The following is a 21,572-nucleotide window of genomic DNA, read 5'->3' as shown; positions in this document are numbered from 1 at the left end:
CCCGCCCCACCCCCCCCCCCCCCCCCCCCCCCCCCCCCCCCCCCCCCCCCCCCCCCCCCCCCCCCCCCCCCCCCCCCCCCCCCCCCCCCCCCCCCCCCCCCCCCCCCCCCCCCCCCCCCCCCCCCCCCCCCCCCCCACGACGGTATTACGAAAAGGATGCGCGCACTGCACGCCTGCGGCATCCTTCGGCACGATTTTCAGGCGACGCGCTGATCCGCCGCGCGAACGTCAATGCTGACACATTCGCGGCCAGCCCATCCGATTCTTCGACAAATCCCTGAGCCGACAGGAAATTTCAGGGCGCCGGATTCGGCTGGCGTTCGTGCAGCGCCTCGATTTCGCTCAGAATTTCCTCCGACAGTTCGACGTTCACGCTTTCGATGTTCTCTTTCAGCTGCGCCATCGACGTCGCGCCGATCAGCGTGCTCGTCGTGAAGGGCCGCGTGTTGACGAACGCGAGCGCGAGTTGCGTCGGCGTGAGGCCGTGGCGCTTCGCCAGTTCGACATACGAGGTGATCGCGGCGATCGCCTGGGGCTTGCTGTAGCGCTGAAAGCGCTCGAACAGCGTGATGCGCGCGCCGGCGGGACGCGCCCCGCCTTCGTACTTGCCCGACAGCCAGCCGAACGCGAGCGGCGAATACGCGAGCAGCCCGACGCCTTCCTTATGCGTGAATTCCGACAGGCCGAGCTCATACGTGCGGTTCACGAGGCTGTACGGATTCTGGATGCTGACGATCTTCGGCAGCCCCGCCTTTTCGGCCGCGCGCAGGAACTGGGCGACACCCCACGGCGTTTCGTTCGACACGCCCACATGGCGAATCTTGCCCGCCTTCACGAGATCGGCGAGTGCGGCGAGCGTTTCCTCGATGGGCACGCTGTATTCGTCGTCGATATACGGGTATGCCGGGCGGCCGAAGGTCATCGTGCTGCGATCGGGCCAGTGCAACTGGTACAAATCGACGTAATCCGTCTGCAGACGCTTCAGGCTGCCGTCGATGGCTTCGTTCAGGTTCTTGCGATCGAACTGGTTGCCCGCGCCGCGGATATGCCGAGGATTGTGCGGCTGGCGCGCGGGCCCGGCGATCTTCGTCGCGAGCACGATGTCGCTGCGCTTTGCGGGATGCTTCGCGAGCCACGTGCCGATGAATTCCTCGGTGCGGCCCTGCGTCTCGGGGCGCGGCGGCACCGGATACATTTCGGCGGCATCGATCAGGTTCACGCCCTCGGCCAGCGCGTAGTCGATCTGCTCGTGCGCTTCGCTTTCGGTATTCTGCTCGCCCCAGGTCATGGTGCCGAGCCCTATCAGGCTGACGTCGAGACCCGAATCACCGAGTTTCCGAAACTTCATTGCTCATTCCTCTTGTTGGCGTTCTGTTTGCGCGCTGTCGGCGCGTTGTCGGACATGCTGCGTGGCTGGTTTTCCGGCAATCGCAAAAACTACCATAGCCGCGAAAGCTCTGCTCTCGCGGCTAGAATGTCAGGCTTCCAATGAGACATGCAGGAGCGCCCGACCGATGCCGTCCGCAAGCAATCGCGAGAAAAAAGGCTCGTCGCTCATCGTCACGCTCGTCGCGGCGACCTTCTTCATGGAGAACCTCGACGGCACGATCATCGCCACCGCGTTACCGCAGATGGCGCGCTCGTTCAACGTGCATCCCGCCGACATGAGTCTCGGCATCACGGCGTATCTGCTCACGCTCGCCGTATTTATCCCGATTTCCGGCTGGGCGGCCGATCGCTTCGGCCTGCGCACCGTGTTCGCGAGCGCGATCGCCGTCTTCACGGCGGCGTCCGTGCTGTGCGCCACCACCTCGACCCTGCCCGCCTTTGCCGCCGCGCGCGTGCTGCAGGGCATCGGCGGCGCGATGATGGTGCCGGTCGGCCGGCTCGCCGTGCTGCGCGCGACGCCCAAGGAAGGCCTGATGCGCGCCATCGCGATCATCACGTGGCCCGGGCTCGTCGCCCCGGTGATCGGCCCGCCGCTCGGCGGCTTTATCACGACGTACTCGTCGTGGCGCTGGATCTTCTATCTCAATGTGCCGCTCGGTCTGATCGGCCTGCTGCTGACGCTGCGTCATATCGGCAACGAGCGCGAGGACCCGACGCGACGCTTCGACCTGCCGGGCTTCGCGCTCTGCGGCATCGCGTGCACGACGCTGCTCTACGCGATGGAGCTCGTCGGGCGCAGCGACGGCGACTGGACCTTCGTCGGCGTGCTCGTCGCGGTGGGCGTGGTGGCGGGCATCGCTTCGTGGTGGCATCTGCGGCGCGCGGCGCAGCCGGTCGTGGATCTGTCGGCGCTGAAGGTGAAAACCTTTGCCGTGGCGATGGGCGGCGGATCGCTCTTTCGCGTCGCGATCAGCGCGGCGCCTTTCCTGTTGCCGCTGATGTTCCAGGTCGGCTTCGGCATGAACGCGTTCGACTCGGGCCTGCTCACGCTTGCCGTGTTCGCGGGCAATCTCTCGATGAAGCTCGTCACCACGCCCGTAATGCGTCAGTTCGGCTTTCGGCCGGTGCTGATCGTCAATGGCGTGCTCGCGGCGCTGTCGCTTGCCGCGATGAGCCTGCTCACGCCGACGACGCCCAAGTATGTGATCGTCGTCGTGCTGTTCGCGAGCGGCCTGTCGCGCTCGCTGCAGTTCACGGCGCTCAACACCCTGAGTTTCGCCGACGTGCCGAAGGCGCAGATGAGCGGCGCATCGGCGCTCTCCAGCACGCTTTTTCAGATGACGATGGGCATCGGGGTCGCCGTCGGCGCGATCGCGCTGCGCATCGGCGAGTGGCTGCACGGGCACGATGCGCATGCCATCGGGCCGGAGGATTTCAGCGTCGCGTTTCTGATCGTCGCGTTCGTGGGGCTGCTCGGCGTGCTGGATTTGTTCGGGCTCGCGAGGGATGCGGGCGCGCTCGTGTCCGGGCATCGGAAGCCGAAGGTGTGATGCTTTTATGACATGAGGGCTCAAGCATTCGCCGCCGGTGCCGTAATCCCCGGTATGAACTCCCACACCCTCGACTCGCTCGCCGCCCTGACCGAAACGGTTGCCGCCATCCGCCACGCGCGCGGCCTGAAGAATCCCCACGATTTACCCGAAGGCTCGCCCGAGCGGCAGATCGCCGCCGACGCGTTCGCGGACGATTTCCTGCGCGCACTCGATGCCGAGCCGAGCATCGGCGCGTGGTGGCCCATCTGAGCGATCCGCAACATCGCGGCATCGTTTGACGCGATCCGCGTTAGCGGATTTCTCGAATCGCTGTCTTCTGAGTCAAGTTTTGCTATTTGGCGAAACGTTTGCGCGCGGCTATCAAGTCGCGCGCAGGCGCGCCGTCAACCCGCATATCACCATGACTCAATCAGGAGATGCCAGTGAAGGGGGCAGCGTCAATTTTTTTCGCCATCGCCGTCGCGTTCGCCTTGGCCGGCTGCGCGCCGATGCAGACGGCCAGCACGACCCAGACCGACAAGCCGGCGTTGAGCGCCGACATCATCCGCTTCGAGATTCCCGCCGACGCCCTCGGCGCGCGCGACCCGCAACTCACCGCGATCCTCGCGAAAGCCGGTGCGCTCGCCGCCGCGCAGAAGCAGCCGACGACCATCCTCGTCACCGCGCTCGCGCAGGACTTCCCGTATCTCAACCAGGCGATCTGGAAAGGCATTCCCACCCGGCACACGGTCAAGCTCAGCCTGGAAAACCTGACCGCCGGCGCGCGACAGCCGTACAGCGTGTCCATCAGGCCAACGCAGGGAGGCTGACGCGATGCGCCGAATGCTGATCCAGAGCCTTGCCTTCGCAATGTCGCTGTCGACGAGCGCCTTCGCCGGTCCGCTCGACGTGAGCGCGCCCGCCTCCGTGCAAACGCTCGCGGCGCTCGGGCCCGCCGTGCAGAAGGTCTATCCGCCCTTGCCCACGCTCGCGATGCTGCCCCCCGCCGCCACCGACGACGACGAACCGCCCGCCAGATCCGCGAGCAGGAAAGGCAGGAAAACGCGCCGCGTCGCCGATTGCAAATGCAGCGGCCCGGAACCGCGCCTCGTGGTGTCCGACGAATCGCGCACGTATATGAAGGACGTCGAGCATCGCATCGACATTGCGCTCGCGCCCTGAGCGATGCGCGTCCCATTCCCGAAGGAGCCACGCTTCATGTTCCATTCGACCCATGCCGCGCTCGCTGCCTGCGTGCTGCTAGGCGCATCGCTCGCGGCCAGCGCCGCTCGCGCCGACGATTGCTTCGAGCAGGCCGGCGCCTATCAGGGCGTGAATCCCCTCGTGCTGCGCGCGGTCGCCTGGCGCGAATCGAAAGGCGATGCCGCCGCGATCAATCGCAACGCCAACGGCTCGCTCGATATCGGCCAGTTGCAGATCAACTCGATCCATTTCCCCGACCTGGCGCGTCAGGGCATTCCGCATCGCGCGCTCGCCGATCCGTGCATCAACGTGTTCGTCGCCGCGTGGCTGCTGAAGCAGAAGATGGTCAAGTACGGCAACACGTGGCGCGCGATCGGCGCATATCACTCGGAATCGCCGAAACATCGGGACGCCTACGCGCGCAGCATCCAGCAGATTCTCGTCAACTGGGGCGAGCTGCAGCCGGCGATGCGTTGAGCGCGCTCCGTTCGTAGGTTCGCACCGGCGTCAGGAATTCGATCGTCCGCTCACGCGCGAGCAATTGCGGCAGCACTGCCTCGTATGCCTGCCGATACGGCCGCCCGAGATGATGCGCACGGAAATGCGCGGCAGAGCACGCCCACGTCTCATATAGCACGAGCGTGTCGGGATCGTCCGCGGCGCGATGCAGATACGTGTTGATGAAATCCGGCTCCTCGGACATGCGTTCCAGCACATCGAGAAGACGCGTTTCCAGTTCTTCGCGATGCTCGGGCTTGCCCGGCAGATGCACGACGAACGAAGTGATGTCACTCATGATGGATACCTCGCGTTGCACGGACCGCGCGTGCGGCCCGCGCGCTCGACTCAAAGCTGACTCATGCCGCCGTCGATCACGATCTCCGTGCCGACGATGAAGCCCGATTCCGGCGATGCCAGGTGCAGCACCGTCGCCGCGACTTCGCTCGACTTGCCGAAGCGTCCGAGGGGAATCTGGCTCTGGAGTTGCGCGGCGGCTTCATCGACGAGGCCGAGCTTGCCGTGCAGCGGCGTCGAGACGGGGCCCGGGCTCACGACATTCACGCGCGCGCCGCGCGGCAGCAATTCCGCCGACAGCGTCTTCGCGAGCGAGATGAGCGCCGCCTTGCTCGCCGCGTACACCGACGACATCGGCATGCCGATGTGCGCGTTGATCGAACCATTCAGCACGATCGACGCGCCTTCGTTCAGAAGCGGCACCAGCGACTGAATCTGGAAATAAGGCCCTTTCACGTTGATCGCAAAGGTTTCGTCCCAGGCCTTTTCGTCGATCTCGGTGAACGGCGCGAACGTGCCGACGCCCGCGTTAATGAAGATCGCGTCGAGCCGGATGCTTGCATCGACCAGCGCTTGCGCGAGTTCACGCGCGGCGCCGACCGTGCCGGCCACGTTGCGGATGGCGATGGCGTTCGCGCCCAGCGAAGCGCGCGCCGTGGCAAGCGAGCTTTCGTCGCGCCCGGTGATGACGACCCGCGCGCCTTCGGCTGCAAATGCTTGCGCCGCCGCGAGACCGATGCCGCTGTTGCCACCGGTAACCAGAACTGTCTTGCCGTCGAAGCGATTCATGACGTTCTCCTTGTGAACGTTGATCAGTGTGAAGTGATTATGGGCGCGCGTTTGCGTAAATCCGTACGATGCGGTTGCCGCACTCGTTCGATATCGTCGAACGTGTTCTCGTCTACGTGATGCGGCCCACATATCACCTTGAAGCTGACGGGAACGGGTCCTACAGTTACGCAGACTTTCCAGCCTGCTTACAGCTTCGCCATTTCCTCGTATCTTCGACAGGGAGGCGCATCATGCAAGACGCGCAAGGCGGCATGGCCGCACAGCCGAATCCGGAGCGGTTGCTGCAAATGGGAATGGCGTTCTGGGCATCGAAAGCGTTGCTCTCGGCGGTCGAGCTGGGCGTGTTCACGCAACTGGCGAGCGGAGCGCGCCAGGCGGACGACCTCGCACAGGCACTCGAACTGCATTCGCGCGGGGCGCTCGATTTTCTCGATACGCTCGTCGCGCTCAAACTGCTGACGCGCGAGGACGGCCGCTACGCGAACGCAAGCGACGCCGACTTCTTCCTCGATCGCAACAAGCCTTCGTATGTCGGCGGATTGCTGGAAATGGCGAACGCGCGCCTCTACCCGTTCTGGGGATCGCTCACCGAGGCGCTGCGCACGGGACTGCCGCAGAACGAATCGAAGCACGGCGGCAATGTCTTCGAGACGCTTTATAGCGATCCGGCGCGTCTGCGCGGTTTTCTGCAAGCGATGAGCGGCGTGAGCATGGGCACGGCTCAGGCGATCGCCCGGCAGTTTCCGTGGAGTGAGTACGGGACTTTCATCGATATCGGTGCGGCGCAGGGGGCGCTGCCGGTGCAGATCGCGCGGGCGCATCCGCATCTGACGGGAGGCGGCTTCGACCTGCCGGTGGTCGGGCCCGTTTTCGAGGACTACATCGCGGCGAATGGACTGCAGGACCGGCTGCGCTTTTATCCTGGCGATTTCTTCAAGGATCCGTGCCCGTCAGCGGATGTGCTCGTGATGGGTCACATCCTGCACGACTGGAATCTGCCGCAGAAGCTCGAACTGCTTGCAAAGTGCCATGCCGCGCTGCCGCCGGGCGGCGCGCTCATCGTGTACGACGCAATCATCGACGACGAACGCCGCGAGAACGCACTCGGCCTTTTGATGAGCCTGAACATGCTGATCGAGACGCCGGGCGGCTTCGATTACACCGGCGCGCAATGCTGCGCCTGGATGAAGGAAGCCGGATTTTCAGCGGCGCGCGTCGAGCCCCTGGTGGGACCGGATTCGATGGTGATCGCGACGAAGTGAATCCGTGGCGCGCCGCGCGCGTGACGCTTCGTCAGCGGTCGTTCGACATCCCTTTCAGGCGATCGTTGCCCGCGTCGCGGGCGGCGTCGGCGGTGGCGAAGTTTTCTTCGGAGACAAGGGTGCGCTTCACTTCGCGCGCCGAAAAATCGACGAGCGTCAGCACCCACACAAAACCGCCCGCCTGTTCCGCGGTCTGCACGAATGCGCGCAGATCGCCTTCATTCGACGATGCCATACCGACCTCCACGTTCATGTTGATGCGCCCTGCCGGCGCCACGCGCGGCGTGAGCGCAGGCTGACGATACGTCGGCTGAACGGGCGCTAACGGGCGGCAGCCGGCCGCCGTGATCAGGCTTCGAAATCGAGACCGCCGAACAGAACCGACGGTTCCGCCTGCGAGCGCGTCGCGAGAGCGACTTCGCGCGCGCCCTGCCAGGCGTCGAGCTTTGCGGCCATCGCGTCGAGATATCGCAGGAATCGGGCCTCGCCGCCGATGCCCATCAGGCGTTCGATTTCTCCATCGTCCCAGGTCAGAAATACATTCAGCGGATATGGATAGACGCACCGATCGTCGCCCTCGCGGTGCGCACGCTCGGCGCTGACACGCAGACGCGTCGGCACGGCCGTGCTCTCGTATGGAAGGATCTCGACGCGCACGCCGCGCCCGAGAACACGCGCCACGCGCTCGACGATGCGGGGCGCATACGCGGTCTCGAACCGGAGCGCCTTTTGTCTATTCAACGCTGGTCTCCGGTAGCGTCGTTTTGCAACGTGCTCAGACGGGCGGCAGGTCTTCGAGCGATTTCTCGATCTGCCCGTCCTGCACGCGCGCCTCAATGCCGATGTGCCCGTTCGTATACGGCAGGGCGCTGACTTTCGGACCGAGGAAGGCACGCCCGCCGAGCGTGAAGAGCGTGCGGACTTCCTTGCCGCTTTTGAGGGCGTCCACGACTTGCTGAACGTCCACGATGCTGGTGGGCGCGGCCCAGTCGTTCGTGGCTGGATCGAAACTGCCCCAGCGCACGCTGGTCACGCGGTCGTTGACCCAGCGCACACCGTCGATCGCCAAAGTAGTCATGTCTGCCTCCAATGTCGTCGTTGGGGGTGGTTTGGAAATCCTAGCATGGTGGAGCGACGCGGGTGAACGTTTGCGTCACAGACGCCGGAAAAGCAAAAAGCCCAGTCGAATGACTGGGCTTCTCGCATGAATTCTCGGTGGGGTGGCTGATGGGACTCGAACCCACGACGACAGGAATCACAATCCTGGACTCTACCAACTGAGCTACAGCCACCACTGGTACCGCGATCCTGATTGCTTCTGAACTGCTGCAGCAATCAAGAAGCGAGATTATACGAACAACGATCGCGCTTGCCTAGTACCTTTGAGCATCTTTTTCCGAAGTACGCGCATCAGGACTCGATTGCTTCCACGGCCTCGCGAAGGTGGCTGCGCGCCTCGTCGAAAATCGTCAGATCGCCTGTTGCGAGCCGGCGATTGTCGGATAGCACACGACGCCATCCCCGCGCGCCCGCAACGCCGCGATACAGGCCCAGCGCATGGCGTGTCACGGCGCCGAGATACGTGCCGCGAGATAGTTCGTGACGCGCGTAGTCGATGAGCCCCGCCTCGATGTCCTCGCGCAAGGGCACTGGCGTTGCAGCGCCGTAAAAGCGTGTGTCGACGCCCGCGAGCACGTACGGATTGTGATAAGCCTCGCGGCCGAGCATCACGCCATCGACGTGCTTCAGATGCTCTTCGACTTCGTCGAGCGTCTTGATGCCACCGTTGATCGAAATTTCGAGATGCGGGAAGTCGCGCTTCAACCGATACGCATACTCGTACTTAAGCGGCGGAATCTCGCGGTTCTCTTTAGGGCTCAAGCCTTTGAGGATCGCGTTGCGCGCATGCACGATGAACACCTCGCAGCCCGCATCGGCGATCGTGCCGACGAAATCGCGCACGAACTCGTACTCCTCGACCGCATCCACGCCGATGCGATGCTTGACCGTCACCGGAACCGATACGGCGTCGCGCATCGCCTTCACGCAATCCGCGACGAGCTGCGGCTCCTTCATCAGGCACGCGCCGAATGCGCCGCGCTGCACGCGCTCGGACGGGCATCCGCAATTCAGGTTGATTTCGTCGTAGCCCCACTGTTCGCCGAGCTTCGCGCTCTTTGCGAGATCGGCCGGCTCGCTGCCGCCGAGTTGCAGCGCGACGGGCGCCTCGGCGGGCGTGAATGCGAGATGGCGCGCGACATCGCCGTAGAGCAGCGCGCCCGTCGTCACCATTTCCGTGTAAAGCCAAGTCTGACGCGATACGAGGCGGTGCAGGGACCGGCAATGGCGGTCGGTCCAATCCATCATCGGGGCAACGGAAACGCGGCGCGGGCTGATCTTCGATACGGCTGACATGGGCGACGGCGGCCGCGCTTTCGCGCGAACCGCCTGAATCTAATAGGGAATCGACGATTTTACCGCAGCGCGGCGGATCGGTCGTCCGGCCCGAATCGGCCGGGCACCAGGCACGCGTCATGCACATCGAGGGTCTCCCCTTCGCGGAGAGCGATCATGACCCGACATCACCTCGCGACAGCCGCCCTTTTGCTCATCACTACGTTCACGGCGCACGCCCAGACCGCGCGTCCGGACGACAGCGCCTCGATGGTCAAGCCGCCGAGCGCGCCCGGTGCGCCATCCGCAAGCGCCACGCGCCCCGACAATCCCGACAACATGCCGGTGAAGCGCCCGAATCCGCCGCAAAACAGCGATCGCATGCTGCATCACAGCCCGGCGAGCGACGCCATCGCAAAATAACCCGCGACAGCGCCGGAACCGGCCTGGAAGCACGGGCGACGCCACTATAATGGCGCTCGTCACGACAATCGGAGAGAGCCGCGCCCTCCGGCTTCAAGCGGTCTAGCCAATGCAAAAAGTCATACTGCCATTAGTTTCCGGTTTTCTCGCCGCGCTTTTTTTTCGCGAATCGACCCTGGCGCTGCTCCACGCAGCGGGTCTCGTCGATCCGGCCGGCTTTTCCATCACACCATTTCTTCCGCTCGGCATCCCCGAATTCATCGCCAATGCGTTGTGGAGCTCCATCTTCGGTGTGCTGATGGTGTGGCTCCTGCGCGTTGCGCCCGAGCGCAGCGCACCGTGGATCGGCGCGCTCGTCTTCGGCGGCATCGTGCTGACGGCGGTCGGCGTGTTCGTGATCGATCCGGCGCGCGGCATCTGGCCGAGCGGCAACCTGCTGCCGCGTCTCACGCCCAACTTCATCGCCAACGCCATCTGGGGCTGGGGCGCACTCGTCTTCATGCGCGCGTTCATGGCGGGCAGCGAGTCGGACTGATCCCCCGTCAAAACCGCCCGCGCGGCATCAGTCCTTCAGAAGCCGTAGCGGATGCGCCGCGGGCGTCCACGCGCTTTCGAACATGCGGTCGATATCCGCGGCGTTCACGTCCTCGGCGCGCGCGACCTTCCAGCGCGGCTCGTTGTCCTTGTCGACGATGCGCGCGCGAATACCCTCCAGCACATCGCCGCGCTCGAACATCGTGCGCGTGAGGTCGAGATCGCGCCGCAGCGTCTCGGCCATGGTCGAGAACTTCGCGCGATCGACTTGCTGCAGCGCTACATCGACGGAAAGCGGGGAACGCTCGCGCAGTTCCGCGGCCGTGCGCTTCGCCCAGTCGTTGCCGAGCTCCGCCTCGCGCTCGAGCGACGCGAGAATCGATGCGCCGTTGCCCGCCGCGAAGTGCTTGTCGATCATCGTGCGCGCCGCGGCGAGCTCGCTCCTCTCGGGGATCGGCGCGACCTTGTACTTCGTCGTCTCGTTCTGCACGAAACGCACGATCTCGACACCATCGAGAAAGCGCTGATGCCTGAGCGATTCGACGAGTCCCGGCAGCGCGCCATCGTCGAGATAGGCGTCGGCCATGCGGGCGTAGAGCGCATCGGCTGCGCCGAGGCTCGCGCCCGTTGCCGCGAGATAGCGTCCGATCGCGCCGGGCGCGCGCGCGAGGAACCAGCTCACGCCGACATCGGGAAAGAGGCCGATACGCGTCTCGGGCATCGCCATCTTCGTCGACTGTGTGACGATGCGCAGGCCGCCCGTGTGATGCGCACCCTGCGAGATGCCCATGCCGCCGCCCATCACGACGCCATTCACGACCGCGATATACGGCTTCGGGAACGTGAAGATCGCGTGATTGAGCTTGTATTCGTCGGTGAAGAACGCGTCGATCGCGTCGCGCGCCCCCGCCTGCGCGGACTCGTACAGAAAGCGGATATCGCCGCCCGCGCAAAACGCCCGCACGTGCGGACTATAGACGACGACGGCGCGGATCGCCTGATCGTGGCGCCACGCGCGCAATGCCTCGCTGATCGCGCGCAGCATCAGCGGCGTCAGCGCGTTGAGTGCCTTCGGACGATCGAGCGCAATGAAGCCGATGCCGTTGGCGGTGTCGATACGGATGTCTTCGGTGGTCATCGTGTTGAAGTGTCGGATCGATCCGGTGCGTTGAATCGAGTTTCGGTTCCCCGAGGTTCAGTTCCGTTGACCGGCGCGTACCACGCGTCAAGCGACAGCTCGACGAGTGTCGCGGCCGGCGTCTCGGGCAACGCCGCGCCGTTCAGTTTCAGCGCGACGATGCCATGCAGATTCGCCCACAGCCCTTCCGCGCACGCAACCGGCGCAGCGCGCGGCGGCAGTCGGTCGGATGCACGCAACTCGACGAACGCATCCGCGATCAGCGAGAGCGCCGCCGCGCCGGAATCCGCCGCCCGACCGTTGCCATTGACGTTGTCTTTGGCATCGGCGCCTGCGCCGGCGAAACCTGCGGGCTCCATGAACATCAGCCGATACGTCTCGGGCTCGGCCAGCCCGAATTCGACATACGCGCGCCCCATTGCGTTCAGGCGCGCGGCCGGGTCCGCGATCGATGTATGCGCGAGGAACGCGTCGCGCAGACTCGCGTGCCCTTCCTTGCACAGCGCCCGCGCGATGTCGCCACGGCTCTTGAAATGAAGATAGAGCGCGGCGGGCGAGTAATCGATCGCCTCGGCGAGCTTTCTCATCGAGAGCGATGCGAACCCTTCGCGCTTTACGATCGCACGCGAGACTTCGAGTATGCGCTCGCGCAGCGCCTCGCGCTGTTCGCGTCTTTGCTCGGTGCGCCGCTCCTGCGATCCCATGCGAGGCATTGTCGGCACCGCCTCTTTCGAAGTCAAATCGCGGCGCGCCGGTGCGCGCTCAGATGGTCATCTTGCCGTTGTCGTTGCGGCGCGACGCCGCTCGATAAAGCGGCTCGTCCGAATCGCCGAGCACGACCGACGCGAACACGATGCACAGCGCAAGAATCAGCACACCAACGGCTGCCCAGATGAGCCATAGCGCATTGGACTCGACAAGTGAGTGAAGAAAGGAATGAAGCATGACGACCCCGCGCGATTTTTATATTTGATGCTCAGGAAAGCGCATGCCTTTGAGCAAATAATGTGCCGAGCGAATCGCATCGCGTGCGGCGAATAGAGCGATGGTACTCCGTTGCGCGATCACGCGGAAGCAGGCGCGATGTTTCCGCCGTCGATAACGAACACGGTACGTTGGAGGTCTTACATCGCGCCGTGTAAGAGACGAAGGCTTGCGTGTGTCAGCGCATCAGACCGTGACGCGCCCCGGCGGAAAGTGTCCGCTTTTCAGGAGCACCGGCATACCGTTGGTCACGCGCAGATGCTCTCGCGCAACGGCTTCGATGCGCGTGCGGCCCGCGGCGAACGCGTCGATCCAGCCGGCGGTGTCGTAGGACTGCGCGCCGAAATGATCTTCGAGCGCTTCGACGGAAATGGCGCATGGCACGCGCCGGCCGTCGACGATCGCGGCGAACTCGACGGTCAGATTGGCATCGCGGTAATCGGGCGCGTCCGGGAGGAAACGAATATCCATGATTGTCTCGTTGCTGATGCGTGGCGACCGGTGGGAGAGCATTGGGTCGGGGGCCACGCGAAGACGTTCAAGCGCTTATCGCTCCATTCGATGCGAGCACGTTGACTGCGCCGCCCACGCTCGCACGAATCGATTCGGCGATATGGTAACCGCGGTCGCGCCGCGCGGTCCAGCGCCCGTGCCGTTCACGCGGCAAGAACGCTTTCGTCGATATCCACGACGAGCAGCGAACTCGCCCGAGGATCGGCATAGTTGAAATCGAGCAGCCGGCTCATCTCGCGCACGCGCTCGCATACGCGTTGCCGCGCTTTCTCCGATAAGTGCGGATAGTCGCGCAGCACGTGCGCGTCGAAGCGATAGTGCACGCCCCAGGCGATGTTGCCCGGATGATTCGCGACGCCGCTCGTACGCCAACTCACGAAAAGCGCGGGCGTCGGCTCGAGACCGATTTCCGCGACATCCGCGCCGCTCGGAAAAAGGTCGATCAGGCAATTCGCGACGTCGTGCAGCACCATGTGTCGCAGGTGGACGGGACGCATTATGTCGCTTGCAGCAAGCGGTCGATGTAGTCGCGCGCGGCCTGCTCCACATGCGCGAGGGCCCCGCTCTCGGTTGCGAAGCGCCGCTCGGGTCCGAGATCGACGAGCGCCTCGAAGCGATGCACGTCATCCGGTCCGCCGCGCGCCAGACTGACCGAACCGACATAGATCGGCGCACCGCCGTCCTGTTCGCCGTGAGCCCGTACGAGCCGCGCCGAGGCGCTGATGTAATACCCGCGATATGGCCCCGTGACTCTTTCCGCCATGGCTTCTTCCCCCTCTTTAGCTTGCCGCGCTTTTTGCCGATTTCTCCCAGGTTCCCGGCAGGCAATTCCAACCGAAATCCCAGATGGATAAGGTGTGCGATCCGGAAAATAGTTCATCGGACAGGCACCTCCAATCGTCGATCCGCAAGCAACGCGCCCGCGCGACCTCGCCCTGCTCGCCCGCCTCGGGCGGATAACAACCGCTTACGAGTCGCGTAAGCCGCGTGTGGGACAATGCCTATCTCAAAAAATGCGCCCTCGCCGCGAAGACAAGGCCGGCGGCGCACATCGCAATTCGCTCTCACGAGGTAAAGATGAAGGAACCCGGTCGGCGCATGCGCCGTATCTCCGCTCGCGCCGCACATGGCGGCGCTGTTTCGCGTGTCTTCTGGCTGCGTGCCGCCGCACTCGGCGCGGCGGTCGTCGCCGTGGCGAGTCTCGGCGCGTGCGCGTCGTCGAACGAAGCATCGCTCATCAACCTGCCCGATGGACAGACCGGCTACGCCGTCAATTGCAGCGGCGCGGACGCGGGATCGAGCTGGGCGAGCTGCTATGTGCTCGCCGGCAAGAAATGCGGCGCGACGGGATACGACATCGTCTCAAAGGATAACGAGGAAGGCGGCCCGACCGGCGGCGGCATCACCAACGTGATATCGGCGAACGTCAAGAACCGCTCGATGATCGTGCGCTGCAAGTAAGCACGCAGGCGATGGACCGTGTCAGTGTGCGCTCATCTTCGAGAACGCATTGAGCACGACCACGCCGGCGACGATGAGGCCCATGCCGAGCATGGCGGGCAAATCCGGCGTCTGCTTGAAGAGCAGCGCCGCGACGAGCGTGATGAGCACGATGCCCGCGCCCGACCACACGGCATACACGACGCCGACGGGCAACGCGCGCAACGTCAGCGACAGCAGATAGAACGACAGCCCGTATCCGGTCACGACGATGACCGCGGGGAGCGCGCGCGTGAAGCCATCGGAGGCGCGCAGCGCGGAGGTCGCGACGACTTCGGCGACGATCGCGATCGCGAGGAGCACATAAGCGGTTGAGCGCATCTTTGTTGTCGTCAGTTGTCGTGTTCGTTCGAAGATGTCGATGGCGTCAGTCGCGTCCGAGCGAAAGATCGCCGAAGTTCTGGCCGAGCACGGCGCAAAGCGCTTCGACGACCATCTGATGATCGTCGCGCTGCGCAAGCCCCGACACCGCGACCGAGCCGATCACGCCCGCGCCGGATACGCGCAAGGGAAACGCACCGCCGTGCGTCGCGAACTCGGCGAGATCGAGACCGTACTTGTCGGCGAGCGTCGCGCCGGCCTGCTGCAGCGTAAGACCGATCGCATAGGAACTGCGGCGAAAATGCTCGACGGTGCGCGACTTTCGCTCGACCCAACGCGCGTTGTCGGGCGTGGTGTTGTCCATCGCGGCGTAGAAGAGCTTGCGGCCGAACGTGCGCACGTCGATGACGACGGCCGCGTCGCGCGCGAGCGCCATCTCGCGCAACTGCGCGCCGATCTGCCATGCATGCTCGGCGTGAAACTGGGGGAACACCAGCGTGTGTTCCTGATGCGCGATAGCCTGCAGAACGTGTGGAATGTCCATGAGCGAGGACTCCTTTAGCGTGCGTGGATTGGGATTGGCGTATGTGACTTCGCCGAGATTTTTGCGATTTTGACACGCGCGTGTGAAGTCGCCACGCGAGAGTCGGCCATGAACCGGTTCAATTGCGACCTGGGAGCTGGCACGCTGGACGCATCGCAATACGCGCGCGGAAAAGCAAAAAGCCCGGCTTGACCGGGCTTTTTGCGTAATGCTGGACGGTGTTGGTTGCGGGGGTAGGATTTGAACCTACGACCTTCGGGTTATGAGCCCGACGAGCTGCCAGACTGCTCCACCCCGCGTCCGTCGAAGAAAAGATTATAAGTCCTCGCTTAGTTTGCCGCAATACCCCGTTTGCTTCGATCTTCGAAAAAGAAGAAACGAAGCTGCGTCGCAGCGTCTCGCGTCGAAGCGAAGCCCGTAGAAACACGCGTGGCATAATCGTCCGTTCGTCATGGTCTCCATATCGACAACGGATCAAACGCGGCATGCATCACTTGCGTCGGGGCATCATCGGAAAGATCAGCGGGTTCGCGGCGATATGCGCGATCCTGCTGCTCTCGCTCGCGCCCGTCGCATCGCAGGCGTTCGAACATGCGCGCATCGAATCGCTGCTCGCTTCCGTGTGCGCATCCGATGCGCAGGCATCGCGCGATTCGCATCCAGCGAACCACCACGTCGCCGATCATCTTCAGGCATGCGCTTATTGCGATCTCATCGCGCACGCGCCAACGCCGCCGGTATCGCTCGATCGAGCTTTCTCCGCGTTTTCACCACGCGATGTATTCCCTTCCGCCCCGCTCACGGATGCGCCGCGACGCGAGTTGGTCAACGCTGCGCAACCGCGCGCCCCGCCCGCTTTCGCCTGAATCAATTTCCCATGCACGGGCTTCGTCCATCGCACAGCGCGATAGAAGTCTTTCATTCGCATGCAGCAAATATCGCCCGAAGCGTCGACTGCTTCGAGCACGCAAGGAACCATCATGCTTTCATCATCGTTCAGGCGGGGCGCGCTCGCGCTGGCGTTCTTCGGCTCGACGCAACTCGCGTTCGCGCACGCATTGCCTAAGCTGCAACAGCCCGGCCCCGGCGCGACCGTCAGTGGGCCGCACGAAGTCGCGATCGACTTCGGGGAGGCGCTCGAGCCGACCTTCAGCAAGCTCATCGTCACCAATGCGCGCGGCACGCAGGTCAACACCGCGAGCTCCACCGTCGATGCCGGCAACAAAAAGCACATGAGCGTCGCGCTTCCCGATCTCGCGCCGGGCGTCTACGAAGTGCAATGGACCGCTGTCGCGGCGGACGGTCATCGGACGCAAGGTCACTACAACTTCACCGTCAAGTGAGGACGATATGAAAAAAATCGCTGTACTCGTGGGCACGCTCGCCTGCGCATCGTTCGCCCAGGCCGCCACGCTCGAAGCCCGCGATTGCTGGATTCGCGCGATGCCGCCGAACCTGCCGTCATCGGGCTACTTCATCGTTACGAATAACGGCGACAAGCCCGCCACACTCACGGCCGCCGAGACCCCCGCCTTCGGCATGGCGATGATGCACAAGTCCGAGAGTAAAAACGGCACGGCGACGATGTCGCCGGTCGACTCGGTCGACGTCCCCCCGCACGGCACGCTGAGCTTCGCGCCCAAGGGCTATCACCTGATGCTCGAAGAACCCGGCAAGCCGCTCAAGGTAGGCTCGACGATTCCCCTCACCCTTTCGTTCGCGGACAAATCCACGCTCAACGCGAACTGCGAAGTGAAGTCGCCGGCGACGGTCGGTCATTGAGATCACGCAGCTCACGCTTCTTAAAAACAAAGCGCGCCGGATTTGCAGCCCGGCGCGCTTTTTTAGCGGCTACACAGCATTACTTCACGGCCTGCTGAACATGTCCATGATCTGCTTGCGTTCGTCGGTCGTGACTTGCGGCGTTGGGGGCGCCTGCATGCCCGCCGGTCCCACGCCGCCCATCGTGGTCGCATCGCCCGCCATGGGGTTGGTGTTATCCAGTCCGATGCTCGCGACGAAGCCGGCGCCCGGCGTGCGGTCGGCATAGAACAACTCGCCGTCGACGGTCGTAATGCCATCGGGCTTCGCCATCTGCTCCTGCGGAATACCCCGCAGCGCGCGTCCCATGTATTCGACCCAGATCGGCAACGCGAGCTGCGCGCCGAACTCGCGGCTGCCGAGCGTCTTGGGCTGGTCATAGCCCATCCACGCGACCGCGACGAGTTGCTTCTGATACCCGGCGAACCAGCCATCCTTCGCGTCGTTGGTCGTGCCGGTCTTGCCTTGCAGGTCGTTGCGCTTCAGGACGTTGGTGCCCGAGCCCGTGCCCTGCGTCGCGACCGTATGCAGCAGGCTGTTCATGATGTACGCGTTGCGCGGCTCGAGCGTCTGCGGTGCGTTGCTGCCGGCCGTGAGCGGATTCGCGCGCGAGATCACGGTGCCGCGCGCATCGGCGACATCGGCGATGAGATAAGGATTGATGCGATAGCCGCCGTTCGCAAACACCGAATACGCGCCGCTCAGTTGCAAAGGCGTGACGAGCCCGGCGCCGAGCGCAAGCGGCAGATAAGGCGGCGTCTTGTCCTTGTCGAAACCGAACTTCTGTGTGACGAAGTCCTGCGCGTAGCCCGTGCCGATATACGACAGGATGCGGATCGACACCAGGTTCTTCGACTTCTGCAGGCCGGTGCGCATCGACATCGGGCCGTCCGGCTGGTCGTCGTCCTTCGGTTCCCACGCGTCGCCGCCGCCCGCCGCGGGGAAGTACAGCGGCGCATCGTTGATGATGGTCGCCGGTCCGAGACCCTTGTCGAGCGCCGCCGAATAGATGAACGGCTTGAAGCTCGAGCCCGGCTGGCGCCAAGCCTGCGTGACGTGATTGAACTTGTTCTTGTTGAAGTCGAAGCCGCCGACGAGCGCGCGGATCGCACCGTCCTGCGGCGTCATCGACACGAGCGCGCCCTCGACCTGCGGCAGTTGCGTGAGCTGCCAGTTGCCCTTGTCGTCCTTCGCGAGGCGCACGATCGAGCCCGGCTTGATCGCAAGCGCCTTCGTCGCGTTGCTGCGCAGCCCCGCCGCCACAAAGCGCAGGCCTTCGCCGGAAATGGTCGCGGTATCGCCGCCGACGAACTGCGCCGTCACCTGCTTCGGGCTCGCGCTCGTCACGACCGCCGCAACGAGCTCGCCGTTGTCCGGATGTTCGACGAGCGCGTCTTCGATCGCCTCGGCGCGGTCGTCCGCGTTCGACGGCAGATTGATGTTGCCCTCCGGGCCACGATAGCCATGCCGGCGCTCGTAATCCATCACGCCCTTGCGCACGGCCTTGTAGGCGGCGTCCTGATCGGCGGAATCGATGGTCGTCGTCACCGTGAGGCCGCGCGTATAGGTCTCTTCCTTGTACTGCGCGTACATCATCTGCCGCACCATTTCCGCGACGTATTCCGCATGCACGCCGTACTCGGTGCCCGCGGACTTCGTGCGAATATCCTCGGCGATCGCCTGATCGTACTGCTCGCGCGTGATGAAGTTCAGGTCCAGCATGCGCTTGAGAATGTATTGCTGGCGCACCTTCGCGCGCTTCGGATTGACGACCGGGTTATACGCAGACGGCGCTTTCGGCAGGCCCGCGAGCATCGCCGCTTCGGCGAGCGTGATGTCCTTCAGATCCTTGCCGAAGTACACGCGCGCCGCAGCCGAAAACCCGTAGGCGCGCTCGCCGAGATAAATCTGGTTCATGTACAGCTCGAGGATCTGATCTTTCGTCAGCGCGCGCTCGATCTTGTACGCGAGCAGCATCTCGTAGATCTTGCGCGTGTAGGTCTTCTCGCTTGACAGGAAGAAGTTGCGCGCGACCTGCATCGTGATCGTGCTCGCGCCCTGCGATGCGCCGCCGTGCGTCAGATCGGTCACGCCCGCGCGCAGAATCCCGACGAAGTCGACGCCGCCATGATCGTAGAAGCGGTAATCCTCGATCGCGAGGACGGCCTTCTTCATCTGGTCGGGAATGTCCTGGAAGCGCACGAGGCTGCGCCGTTCCTCGCCGAACTCGCCGATCAGCACGTGATCCGCGGTGTAGACGCGCAGCGGCACCTTCGGCCGATAGTCGATGAGCGCATTGAGCGACGGCAGGTTCGGCCCCATGACGACGAGCGCATAACCGACGATGAGCGCGCCGATCACCACGCCGATCGCGGCGAGGCCCGCAAACCAGAGCGCGATGCGCGCGAAGGGCGAACGCCCTCGCCCGTCGCCGTTACGATCGTTGCGGCCGCCGCGGCCATTTCCGCCGTTACGTCCGCCGCCGTCGCGGCCGCCCGAGTCATTGCGTGAGTCGTTGCGAGAGTCGTTCCAGCGGGGCTCGCGATCGTATCGCGAAGACTTCGATGAGTCGGGTCGTTTGATGATAGGCATGTGTGGTTTGTTCAGCGTGCCTTGAAGCGCGCGCGCTGCCGGGCTGCGATGCGACGCGCCGAAGCCTCGGCGCTACTGCAAAGACGGGACGAACGAATGGGGCCGGTTTCGACCGAGAATAACTGCCCATTTTAAAGAATTCGTGCGCGCCACTACAAAACCAGCGGGAATTTTTTGTAAGTAAATGCCGCGCGCCTGGCGAACGCCTGCGTATGTCGGGTTACCCACAGAAAGTGTTGAGAGCCTTGTGGACAACCGTATGAGAAAATATCCAAGTTGTTGATCGCGCGCCGTTTTTGCGCGACGCTCAAACGCGTGCGATGCGAGGTGGCTCACACGCACGGCCGGCGCGCAAACCGATATGATGGTTGAGTGGATCGCGGGTTCCCCGCAACCACTCGGGCGTGCCTGAGATATAGATGTCGTGCCGTTTGATGAACCGAAGCCGCGATCTTTCCATACGATCGCCTTACTGTTTGCGAGCCGCTCATGACGACCAAACCCAGCGAACGCATCGTTGTTTTCGTGACTCCCGCGCAGAAGCTGGCCATCAGCAATACAGCGGACACCCTCGGCATCAGCGTGAGCGAGCTCATGCGACGCGCGGTGCTGAACTTCAACGCGACGAGCGAGCAGATCAAGGTGGCTGGCATCGTCGATCGTCTGCGTGCGCCGAAGGCCCCCGATCCGCTCAACGCCGCGCTGAAAAGCGTCGCCGCGAAAGCAGCCGCGCGAGAAGCCCGGGAAGCGGCGGCGAGCGCGACCAAGCGCGCCGCGCAGGCGCGCACCGTCACCCAGCCCCTTCCTGACCCCGCTTTAGCCGAAGATGAAGTCGTGCACGACACCGATCACGACGACGATGCCTCCCTGACGGACGACACGCGTTCCGAACGCTAGCTCTGCCCCGCTGCGGCCGCGCGCGTCGTTACACTCCTTAACCTTCCGTTAAGGCCCGATTAAGTCACGGCATGATTTAATGAGCGGGTAAACCCGGCGTGAACGCAAGGCTCACGCCGCTTGCAATCCCGCGCGTTGCGCCTCACATTCGAGCCGCGTGGCACGCTGATGAGCGCGCACGCCGCCGTCTTCATCCAGGAGAAATACATGTCGCTTTTCGATTCCATCACGCGCACCGTCAGAGGCCTCTTGAACGACGCCGCCGATACCATGCAGGACCCTTCGCGCGACGCGCGCCAGATCGTGCGCGAGCTCGACGACAGCATCGCGAAGGCGGAGAACTCGCTCATCGAGATAGAAGCGCAGGTCGCGACGCAGCAAAGCAAGCGCGACGCCGCCGCCGACAAGGCGAAGAAGTACGGCGACGGTGCGAAGCGCGCACTGCAGACAGGCGATGAAGGACTCGCGCGCGAAGCACTCGCGGCGCAGGCGAACGCCGAAACCGAACGCGACGCGCTCGCGGCGGAACTGCAGACGCTGGAGCCTTCGGTCGAGCATCTGAAAAAGCAGATCGCGGACATGCGTCAGCGCCGCAACGATCTCAACGCGCGTTCCAATATTCTTCAGGCAAAGCAGCAGATCGCGCAGGCGAAGGACACTGCGGCGACGGCGCTGGGCGGCATCGGCGGAAAAAATCTTTCAGAGGACTTTCAGAAGCTCGAAGACAAGGTTCAGCTCGCCAACGCCCGCTCGGACGCGCGTCTGAATTCGGCGGACCAGAAATCCGGCAAGGCGCTCGACGACAAACTCGCGGAACTCAATCGCGGGCCTTCGGTCGAGGATCGTCTCGAGGCGCTGAAGAAGCAGTTGAATACGCCGGCGCAATAAGTGCTGGTGTTGAAGGCGTCGACGCATGGCGAACTCCTGGGTTCGCGACG

Annotated in this window: 31 protein-coding genes and 2 tRNA genes; 14 read left to right on the top strand and 19 right to left on the bottom strand. The window is 64.1% G+C overall.

The window, feature by feature from the left end:
• A partial coding sequence (locus NCT32_RS06470) for a hypothetical protein (RefSeq protein ID WP_250490006.1) occupies positions 1–192 on the bottom strand: 192 nt, incomplete at its 3' end.
• 103 nt (positions 193–295) lie between these two features.
• Positions 296–1,348 carry an NADP(H)-dependent aldo-keto reductase gene (locus tag NCT32_RS06465; protein ID WP_061117430.1) on the bottom strand — a complete coding sequence of 351 codons (1,053 nt, stop codon included), beginning with the start codon at positions 1,346–1,348 and terminating at the stop codon, positions 296–298.
• Positions 1,349–1,514: 166 nt separating this feature from the next.
• Between NCT32_RS06465 and NCT32_RS06460 the strand changes: the two genes are divergently transcribed.
• The 5 genes from NCT32_RS06460 to NCT32_RS06440 all read left to right on the top strand — a co-directional run bounded on the left by NCT32_RS06460 (position 1,515) and on the right by NCT32_RS06440 (position 4,601).
• Complete coding sequence (locus NCT32_RS06460; protein ID WP_061117431.1) at positions 1,515–2,939, top strand: MFS transporter; 1,425 nt, start codon at positions 1,515–1,517, stop codon at positions 2,937–2,939.
• Between the two features lie 54 nt (positions 2,940–2,993).
• Positions 2,994–3,191, top strand: a complete 198-nt coding sequence (locus NCT32_RS06455; RefSeq protein WP_086960877.1) for a hypothetical protein — start codon at positions 2,994–2,996, stop codon at positions 3,189–3,191.
• A 167-nt stretch (positions 3,192–3,358) separates the two neighbouring features.
• Positions 3,359–3,751: a hypothetical protein gene (locus NCT32_RS06450; protein ID WP_061117433.1), complete on the top strand. Its 393-nt coding sequence runs from the start codon at positions 3,359–3,361 to the stop codon at positions 3,749–3,751.
• A 4-nt stretch (positions 3,752–3,755) separates the two neighbouring features.
• Positions 3,756–4,103 carry a hypothetical protein gene (locus NCT32_RS06445; protein ID WP_061117434.1) on the top strand — a complete coding sequence of 116 codons (348 nt, stop codon included), beginning with the start codon at positions 3,756–3,758 and terminating at the stop codon, positions 4,101–4,103.
• A 36-nt stretch (positions 4,104–4,139) separates the two neighbouring features.
• Entirely contained in the window at positions 4,140–4,601 is a 462-nt protein-coding gene (locus NCT32_RS06440) for a lytic transglycosylase domain-containing protein (RefSeq protein WP_250490005.1), read from the top strand.
• Here the strand turns inward: NCT32_RS06440 and NCT32_RS06435 are convergent.
• On the bottom strand, positions 4,567–4,920 hold the full coding sequence (locus tag NCT32_RS06435; RefSeq protein ID WP_061117436.1) for a putative quinol monooxygenase: 354 nt from the start codon (positions 4,918–4,920) through the stop codon (positions 4,567–4,569). The genes NCT32_RS06440 and NCT32_RS06435 overlap by 35 nt on opposite strands.
• A gap of 50 nt (positions 4,921–4,970) precedes the next feature.
• Positions 4,971–5,708: an SDR family oxidoreductase gene (locus NCT32_RS06430; protein WP_061117437.1), complete on the bottom strand. Its 738-nt coding sequence runs from the start codon at positions 5,706–5,708 to the stop codon at positions 4,971–4,973.
• Positions 5,709–5,941: 233 nt separating this feature from the next.
• Here NCT32_RS06430 and NCT32_RS06425 point away from each other — a divergent pair, with 233 nt between their 5' ends.
• Positions 5,942–6,973 (top strand): methyltransferase, encoded by a 1,032-nt coding sequence (locus NCT32_RS06425; RefSeq protein WP_061117438.1) that lies wholly within the window; start codon positions 5,942–5,944, stop codon positions 6,971–6,973.
• 31 nt (positions 6,974–7,004) lie between these two features.
• On the opposite strand, the gene NCT32_RS06420 is transcribed toward NCT32_RS06425, so the two are convergent.
• From NCT32_RS06420 to dusA, 5 genes are all read right to left on the bottom strand, one after another.
• Complete coding sequence (locus NCT32_RS06420) at positions 7,005–7,208, bottom strand: hypothetical protein (RefSeq protein ID WP_061117621.1); 204 nt, start codon at positions 7,206–7,208, stop codon at positions 7,005–7,007.
• 113 nt (positions 7,209–7,321) lie between these two features.
• Positions 7,322–7,714: a DUF5594 family protein gene (locus tag NCT32_RS06415; RefSeq protein ID WP_061117439.1), complete on the bottom strand. Its 393-nt coding sequence runs from the start codon at positions 7,712–7,714 to the stop codon at positions 7,322–7,324.
• 34 nt (positions 7,715–7,748) lie between these two features.
• Positions 7,749–8,051: a hypothetical protein gene (locus NCT32_RS06410; protein WP_061117440.1), complete on the bottom strand. Its 303-nt coding sequence runs from the start codon at positions 8,049–8,051 to the stop codon at positions 7,749–7,751.
• A gap of 138 nt (positions 8,052–8,189) precedes the next feature.
• Positions 8,190–8,265 (bottom strand) — tRNA-His (locus tag NCT32_RS06405).
• 118 nt (positions 8,266–8,383) lie between these two features.
• Positions 8,384–9,388, bottom strand: coding sequence for a tRNA dihydrouridine(20/20a) synthase DusA (gene dusA, locus NCT32_RS06400; protein ID WP_250490004.1), 1,005 nt, complete (start codon positions 9,386–9,388; stop codon positions 8,384–8,386).
• A 156-nt stretch (positions 9,389–9,544) separates the two neighbouring features.
• On the opposite strand from dusA, the gene NCT32_RS06395 reads away from it, so the two are divergent.
• Positions 9,545–9,790: a hypothetical protein gene (locus NCT32_RS06395; protein ID WP_086960893.1), complete on the top strand. Its 246-nt coding sequence runs from the start codon at positions 9,545–9,547 to the stop codon at positions 9,788–9,790.
• A 109-nt stretch (positions 9,791–9,899) separates the two neighbouring features.
• Positions 9,900–10,325, top strand: a complete 426-nt coding sequence (locus NCT32_RS06390) for a hypothetical protein (protein ID WP_061117502.1) — start codon at positions 9,900–9,902, stop codon at positions 10,323–10,325.
• Positions 10,326–10,352: 27 nt separating this feature from the next.
• Here the strand turns inward: NCT32_RS06390 and NCT32_RS06385 are convergent, their stop codons facing one another.
• The 6 genes from NCT32_RS06385 to NCT32_RS06360 all read right to left on the bottom strand — a co-directional run bounded on the left by NCT32_RS06385 (position 10,353) and on the right by NCT32_RS06360 (position 13,722).
• Positions 10,353–11,462 (bottom strand): enoyl-CoA hydratase/isomerase family protein, encoded by a 1,110-nt coding sequence (locus NCT32_RS06385; RefSeq protein WP_061117503.1) that lies wholly within the window; start codon positions 11,460–11,462, stop codon positions 10,353–10,355.
• Entirely contained in the window at positions 11,459–12,175 is a 717-nt protein-coding gene (locus NCT32_RS06380; RefSeq protein ID WP_250476580.1) for a TetR/AcrR family transcriptional regulator, read from the bottom strand. The genes NCT32_RS06385 and NCT32_RS06380 overlap by 4 nt, the downstream gene beginning before the upstream one ends.
• Positions 12,176–12,224: 49 nt before the next feature.
• Positions 12,225–12,407, bottom strand: a complete 183-nt coding sequence (locus NCT32_RS06375) for a hypothetical protein (RefSeq protein ID WP_061117505.1) — start codon at positions 12,405–12,407, stop codon at positions 12,225–12,227.
• Positions 12,408–12,632: 225 nt separating this feature from the next.
• Positions 12,633–12,917, bottom strand: a complete 285-nt coding sequence (locus tag NCT32_RS06370; protein ID WP_061117506.1) for a DUF1488 domain-containing protein — start codon at positions 12,915–12,917, stop codon at positions 12,633–12,635.
• Positions 12,918–13,102: 185 nt separating this feature from the next.
• Positions 13,103–13,456 carry a hypothetical protein gene (locus NCT32_RS06365; RefSeq protein WP_250476579.1) on the bottom strand — a complete coding sequence of 118 codons (354 nt, stop codon included), beginning with the start codon at positions 13,454–13,456 and terminating at the stop codon, positions 13,103–13,105.
• Positions 13,456–13,722, bottom strand: coding sequence for a hypothetical protein (locus tag NCT32_RS06360; RefSeq protein WP_061117508.1), 267 nt, complete (start codon positions 13,720–13,722; stop codon positions 13,456–13,458). Before NCT32_RS06360 ends, NCT32_RS06365 begins: the two co-directional genes overlap by 1 nt.
• 314 nt (positions 13,723–14,036) lie before the next feature.
• Here NCT32_RS06360 and NCT32_RS06355 point away from each other — a divergent pair, with 314 nt between their 5' ends.
• Positions 14,037–14,420, top strand: coding sequence for a hypothetical protein (locus NCT32_RS06355; protein ID WP_061117509.1), 384 nt, complete (start codon positions 14,037–14,039; stop codon positions 14,418–14,420).
• 21 nt (positions 14,421–14,441) lie between these two features.
• On the opposite strand, the gene NCT32_RS06350 is transcribed toward NCT32_RS06355, so the two are convergent.
• From NCT32_RS06350 to NCT32_RS06340, 3 genes are all read right to left on the bottom strand, one after another.
• Positions 14,442–14,780 carry a multidrug efflux SMR transporter gene (locus NCT32_RS06350; RefSeq protein WP_061117510.1) on the bottom strand — a complete coding sequence of 113 codons (339 nt, stop codon included), beginning with the start codon at positions 14,778–14,780 and terminating at the stop codon, positions 14,442–14,444.
• A 46-nt stretch (positions 14,781–14,826) separates the two neighbouring features.
• Positions 14,827–15,324: a heme-degrading domain-containing protein gene (locus NCT32_RS06345; protein WP_061117511.1), complete on the bottom strand. Its 498-nt coding sequence runs from the start codon at positions 15,322–15,324 to the stop codon at positions 14,827–14,829.
• A 222-nt stretch (positions 15,325–15,546) separates the two neighbouring features.
• Positions 15,547–15,623 (bottom strand) — tRNA-Met (locus NCT32_RS06340).
• 186 nt (positions 15,624–15,809) lie between these two features.
• Between NCT32_RS06340 and NCT32_RS06335 the strand changes: the two genes are divergently transcribed.
• From NCT32_RS06335 to NCT32_RS06325, 3 genes are all read left to right on the top strand, one after another.
• A complete protein-coding gene (locus NCT32_RS06335; RefSeq protein WP_061117512.1) occupies positions 15,810–16,190 on the top strand; it encodes a DUF2946 domain-containing protein in 381 nt (126 codons plus the stop codon).
• Between the two features lie 114 nt (positions 16,191–16,304).
• Positions 16,305–16,667, top strand: coding sequence for a copper resistance protein CopC (locus NCT32_RS06330; protein ID WP_061117629.1), 363 nt, complete (start codon positions 16,305–16,307; stop codon positions 16,665–16,667).
• Between the two features lie 7 nt (positions 16,668–16,674).
• On the top strand, positions 16,675–17,106 hold the full coding sequence (locus NCT32_RS06325) for a copper chaperone PCu(A)C (RefSeq protein ID WP_061117513.1): 432 nt from the start codon (positions 16,675–16,677) through the stop codon (positions 17,104–17,106).
• Positions 17,107–17,190: 84 nt separating this feature from the next.
• Here the strand turns inward: NCT32_RS06325 and NCT32_RS06320 are convergent, their stop codons facing one another.
• The gene (locus tag NCT32_RS06320) at positions 17,191–19,737 is read right to left on the bottom strand and encodes a penicillin-binding protein 1A (RefSeq protein WP_061117514.1); all 2,547 of its coding nucleotides are present in this window, start codon (positions 19,735–19,737) and stop codon (positions 17,191–17,193) included.
• Positions 19,738–20,226: 489 nt separating this feature from the next.
• On the opposite strand from NCT32_RS06320, the gene NCT32_RS37575 reads away from it, so the two are divergent.
• Together NCT32_RS37575 and NCT32_RS06310 are read left to right on the top strand one after the other, a co-directional pair.
• The gene (locus tag NCT32_RS37575) at positions 20,227–20,634 is read left to right on the top strand and encodes a plasmid mobilization protein (RefSeq protein ID WP_061117515.1); all 408 of its coding nucleotides are present in this window, start codon (positions 20,227–20,229) and stop codon (positions 20,632–20,634) included.
• A 207-nt stretch (positions 20,635–20,841) separates the two neighbouring features.
• On the top strand, positions 20,842–21,522 hold the full coding sequence (locus NCT32_RS06310) for a PspA/IM30 family protein (protein ID WP_061117630.1): 681 nt from the start codon (positions 20,842–20,844) through the stop codon (positions 21,520–21,522).
• The last annotated feature ends 50 nt before the right edge of the window (positions 21,523–21,572 follow it).

The organism is Caballeronia sp. INML2 (genome assembly GCF_023631365.1).
Taxonomy (GTDB): domain Bacteria; phylum Pseudomonadota; class Gammaproteobacteria; order Burkholderiales; family Burkholderiaceae; genus Caballeronia; species Caballeronia turbans.
Note: the sequence above shows the minus strand (reverse complement) of the source record. Positions and strands in the feature narration are given on the sequence as shown.

Excerpts from the sequence above, each read along its gene's own strand:
- NCT32_RS06465 (WP_061117430.1), bottom strand. The coding sequence starts at position 1,348 with ATGAAGTTTCGGAAACTCGGTGATTCGGGTCTCGACGTCAGCCTGATA.
- NCT32_RS06460 (WP_061117431.1), top strand. The coding sequence starts at position 1,515 with ATGCCGTCCGCAAGCAATCGCGAGAAAAAAGGCTCGTCGCTCATCGTC.
- NCT32_RS06455 (WP_086960877.1), top strand. The coding sequence starts at position 2,994 with ATGAACTCCCACACCCTCGACTCGCTCGCCGCCCTGACCGAAACGGTT.
- NCT32_RS06450 (WP_061117433.1), top strand. The coding sequence starts at position 3,359 with ATGCCAGTGAAGGGGGCAGCGTCAATTTTTTTCGCCATCGCCGTCGCG.
- NCT32_RS06445 (WP_061117434.1), top strand. The coding sequence starts at position 3,756 with ATGCGCCGAATGCTGATCCAGAGCCTTGCCTTCGCAATGTCGCTGTCG.
- NCT32_RS06440 (WP_250490005.1), top strand. The coding sequence starts at position 4,140 with ATGTTCCATTCGACCCATGCCGCGCTCGCTGCCTGCGTGCTGCTAGGC.
- NCT32_RS06435 (WP_061117436.1), bottom strand. The coding sequence starts at position 4,920 with ATGAGTGACATCACTTCGTTCGTCGTGCATCTGCCGGGCAAGCCCGAG.
- NCT32_RS06430 (WP_061117437.1), bottom strand. The coding sequence starts at position 5,708 with ATGAATCGCTTCGACGGCAAGACAGTTCTGGTTACCGGTGGCAACAGC.
- NCT32_RS06425 (WP_061117438.1), top strand. The coding sequence starts at position 5,942 with ATGCAAGACGCGCAAGGCGGCATGGCCGCACAGCCGAATCCGGAGCGG.
- NCT32_RS06420 (WP_061117621.1), bottom strand. The coding sequence starts at position 7,208 with ATGGCATCGTCGAATGAAGGCGATCTGCGCGCATTCGTGCAGACCGCG.
- NCT32_RS06410 (WP_061117440.1), bottom strand. The coding sequence starts at position 8,051 with ATGACTACTTTGGCGATCGACGGTGTGCGCTGGGTCAACGACCGCGTG.
- dusA (WP_250490004.1), bottom strand. The coding sequence starts at position 9,388 with ATGTCAGCCGTATCGAAGATCAGCCCGCGCCGCGTTTCCGTTGCCCCG.
- NCT32_RS06395 (WP_086960893.1), top strand. The coding sequence starts at position 9,545 with ATGACCCGACATCACCTCGCGACAGCCGCCCTTTTGCTCATCACTACG.
- NCT32_RS06390 (WP_061117502.1), top strand. The coding sequence starts at position 9,900 with ATGCAAAAAGTCATACTGCCATTAGTTTCCGGTTTTCTCGCCGCGCTT.
- NCT32_RS06385 (WP_061117503.1), bottom strand. The coding sequence starts at position 11,462 with ATGACCACCGAAGACATCCGTATCGACACCGCCAACGGCATCGGCTTC.
- NCT32_RS06380 (WP_250476580.1), bottom strand. The coding sequence starts at position 12,175 with ATGCCTCGCATGGGATCGCAGGAGCGGCGCACCGAGCAAAGACGCGAA.
- NCT32_RS06375 (WP_061117505.1), bottom strand. The coding sequence starts at position 12,407 with ATGCTTCATTCCTTTCTTCACTCACTTGTCGAGTCCAATGCGCTATGG.
- NCT32_RS06370 (WP_061117506.1), bottom strand. The coding sequence starts at position 12,917 with ATGGATATTCGTTTCCTCCCGGACGCGCCCGATTACCGCGATGCCAAT.
- NCT32_RS06365 (WP_250476579.1), bottom strand. The coding sequence starts at position 13,456 with ATGCGTCCCGTCCACCTGCGACACATGGTGCTGCACGACGTCGCGAAT.
- NCT32_RS06360 (WP_061117508.1), bottom strand. The coding sequence starts at position 13,722 with ATGGCGGAAAGAGTCACGGGGCCATATCGCGGGTATTACATCAGCGCC.
- NCT32_RS06355 (WP_061117509.1), top strand. The coding sequence starts at position 14,037 with ATGAAGGAACCCGGTCGGCGCATGCGCCGTATCTCCGCTCGCGCCGCA.
- NCT32_RS06350 (WP_061117510.1), bottom strand. The coding sequence starts at position 14,780 with ATGCGCTCAACCGCTTATGTGCTCCTCGCGATCGCGATCGTCGCCGAA.
- NCT32_RS06345 (WP_061117511.1), bottom strand. The coding sequence starts at position 15,324 with ATGGACATTCCACACGTTCTGCAGGCTATCGCGCATCAGGAACACACG.
- NCT32_RS06335 (WP_061117512.1), top strand. The coding sequence starts at position 15,810 with ATGCATCACTTGCGTCGGGGCATCATCGGAAAGATCAGCGGGTTCGCG.
- NCT32_RS06330 (WP_061117629.1), top strand. The coding sequence starts at position 16,305 with ATGCTTTCATCATCGTTCAGGCGGGGCGCGCTCGCGCTGGCGTTCTTC.
- NCT32_RS06325 (WP_061117513.1), top strand. The coding sequence starts at position 16,675 with ATGAAAAAAATCGCTGTACTCGTGGGCACGCTCGCCTGCGCATCGTTC.
- NCT32_RS06320 (WP_061117514.1), bottom strand. The coding sequence starts at position 19,737 with ATGCCTATCATCAAACGACCCGACTCATCGAAGTCTTCGCGATACGAT.
- NCT32_RS37575 (WP_061117515.1), top strand. The coding sequence starts at position 20,227 with ATGACGACCAAACCCAGCGAACGCATCGTTGTTTTCGTGACTCCCGCG.
- NCT32_RS06310 (WP_061117630.1), top strand. The coding sequence starts at position 20,842 with ATGTCGCTTTTCGATTCCATCACGCGCACCGTCAGAGGCCTCTTGAAC.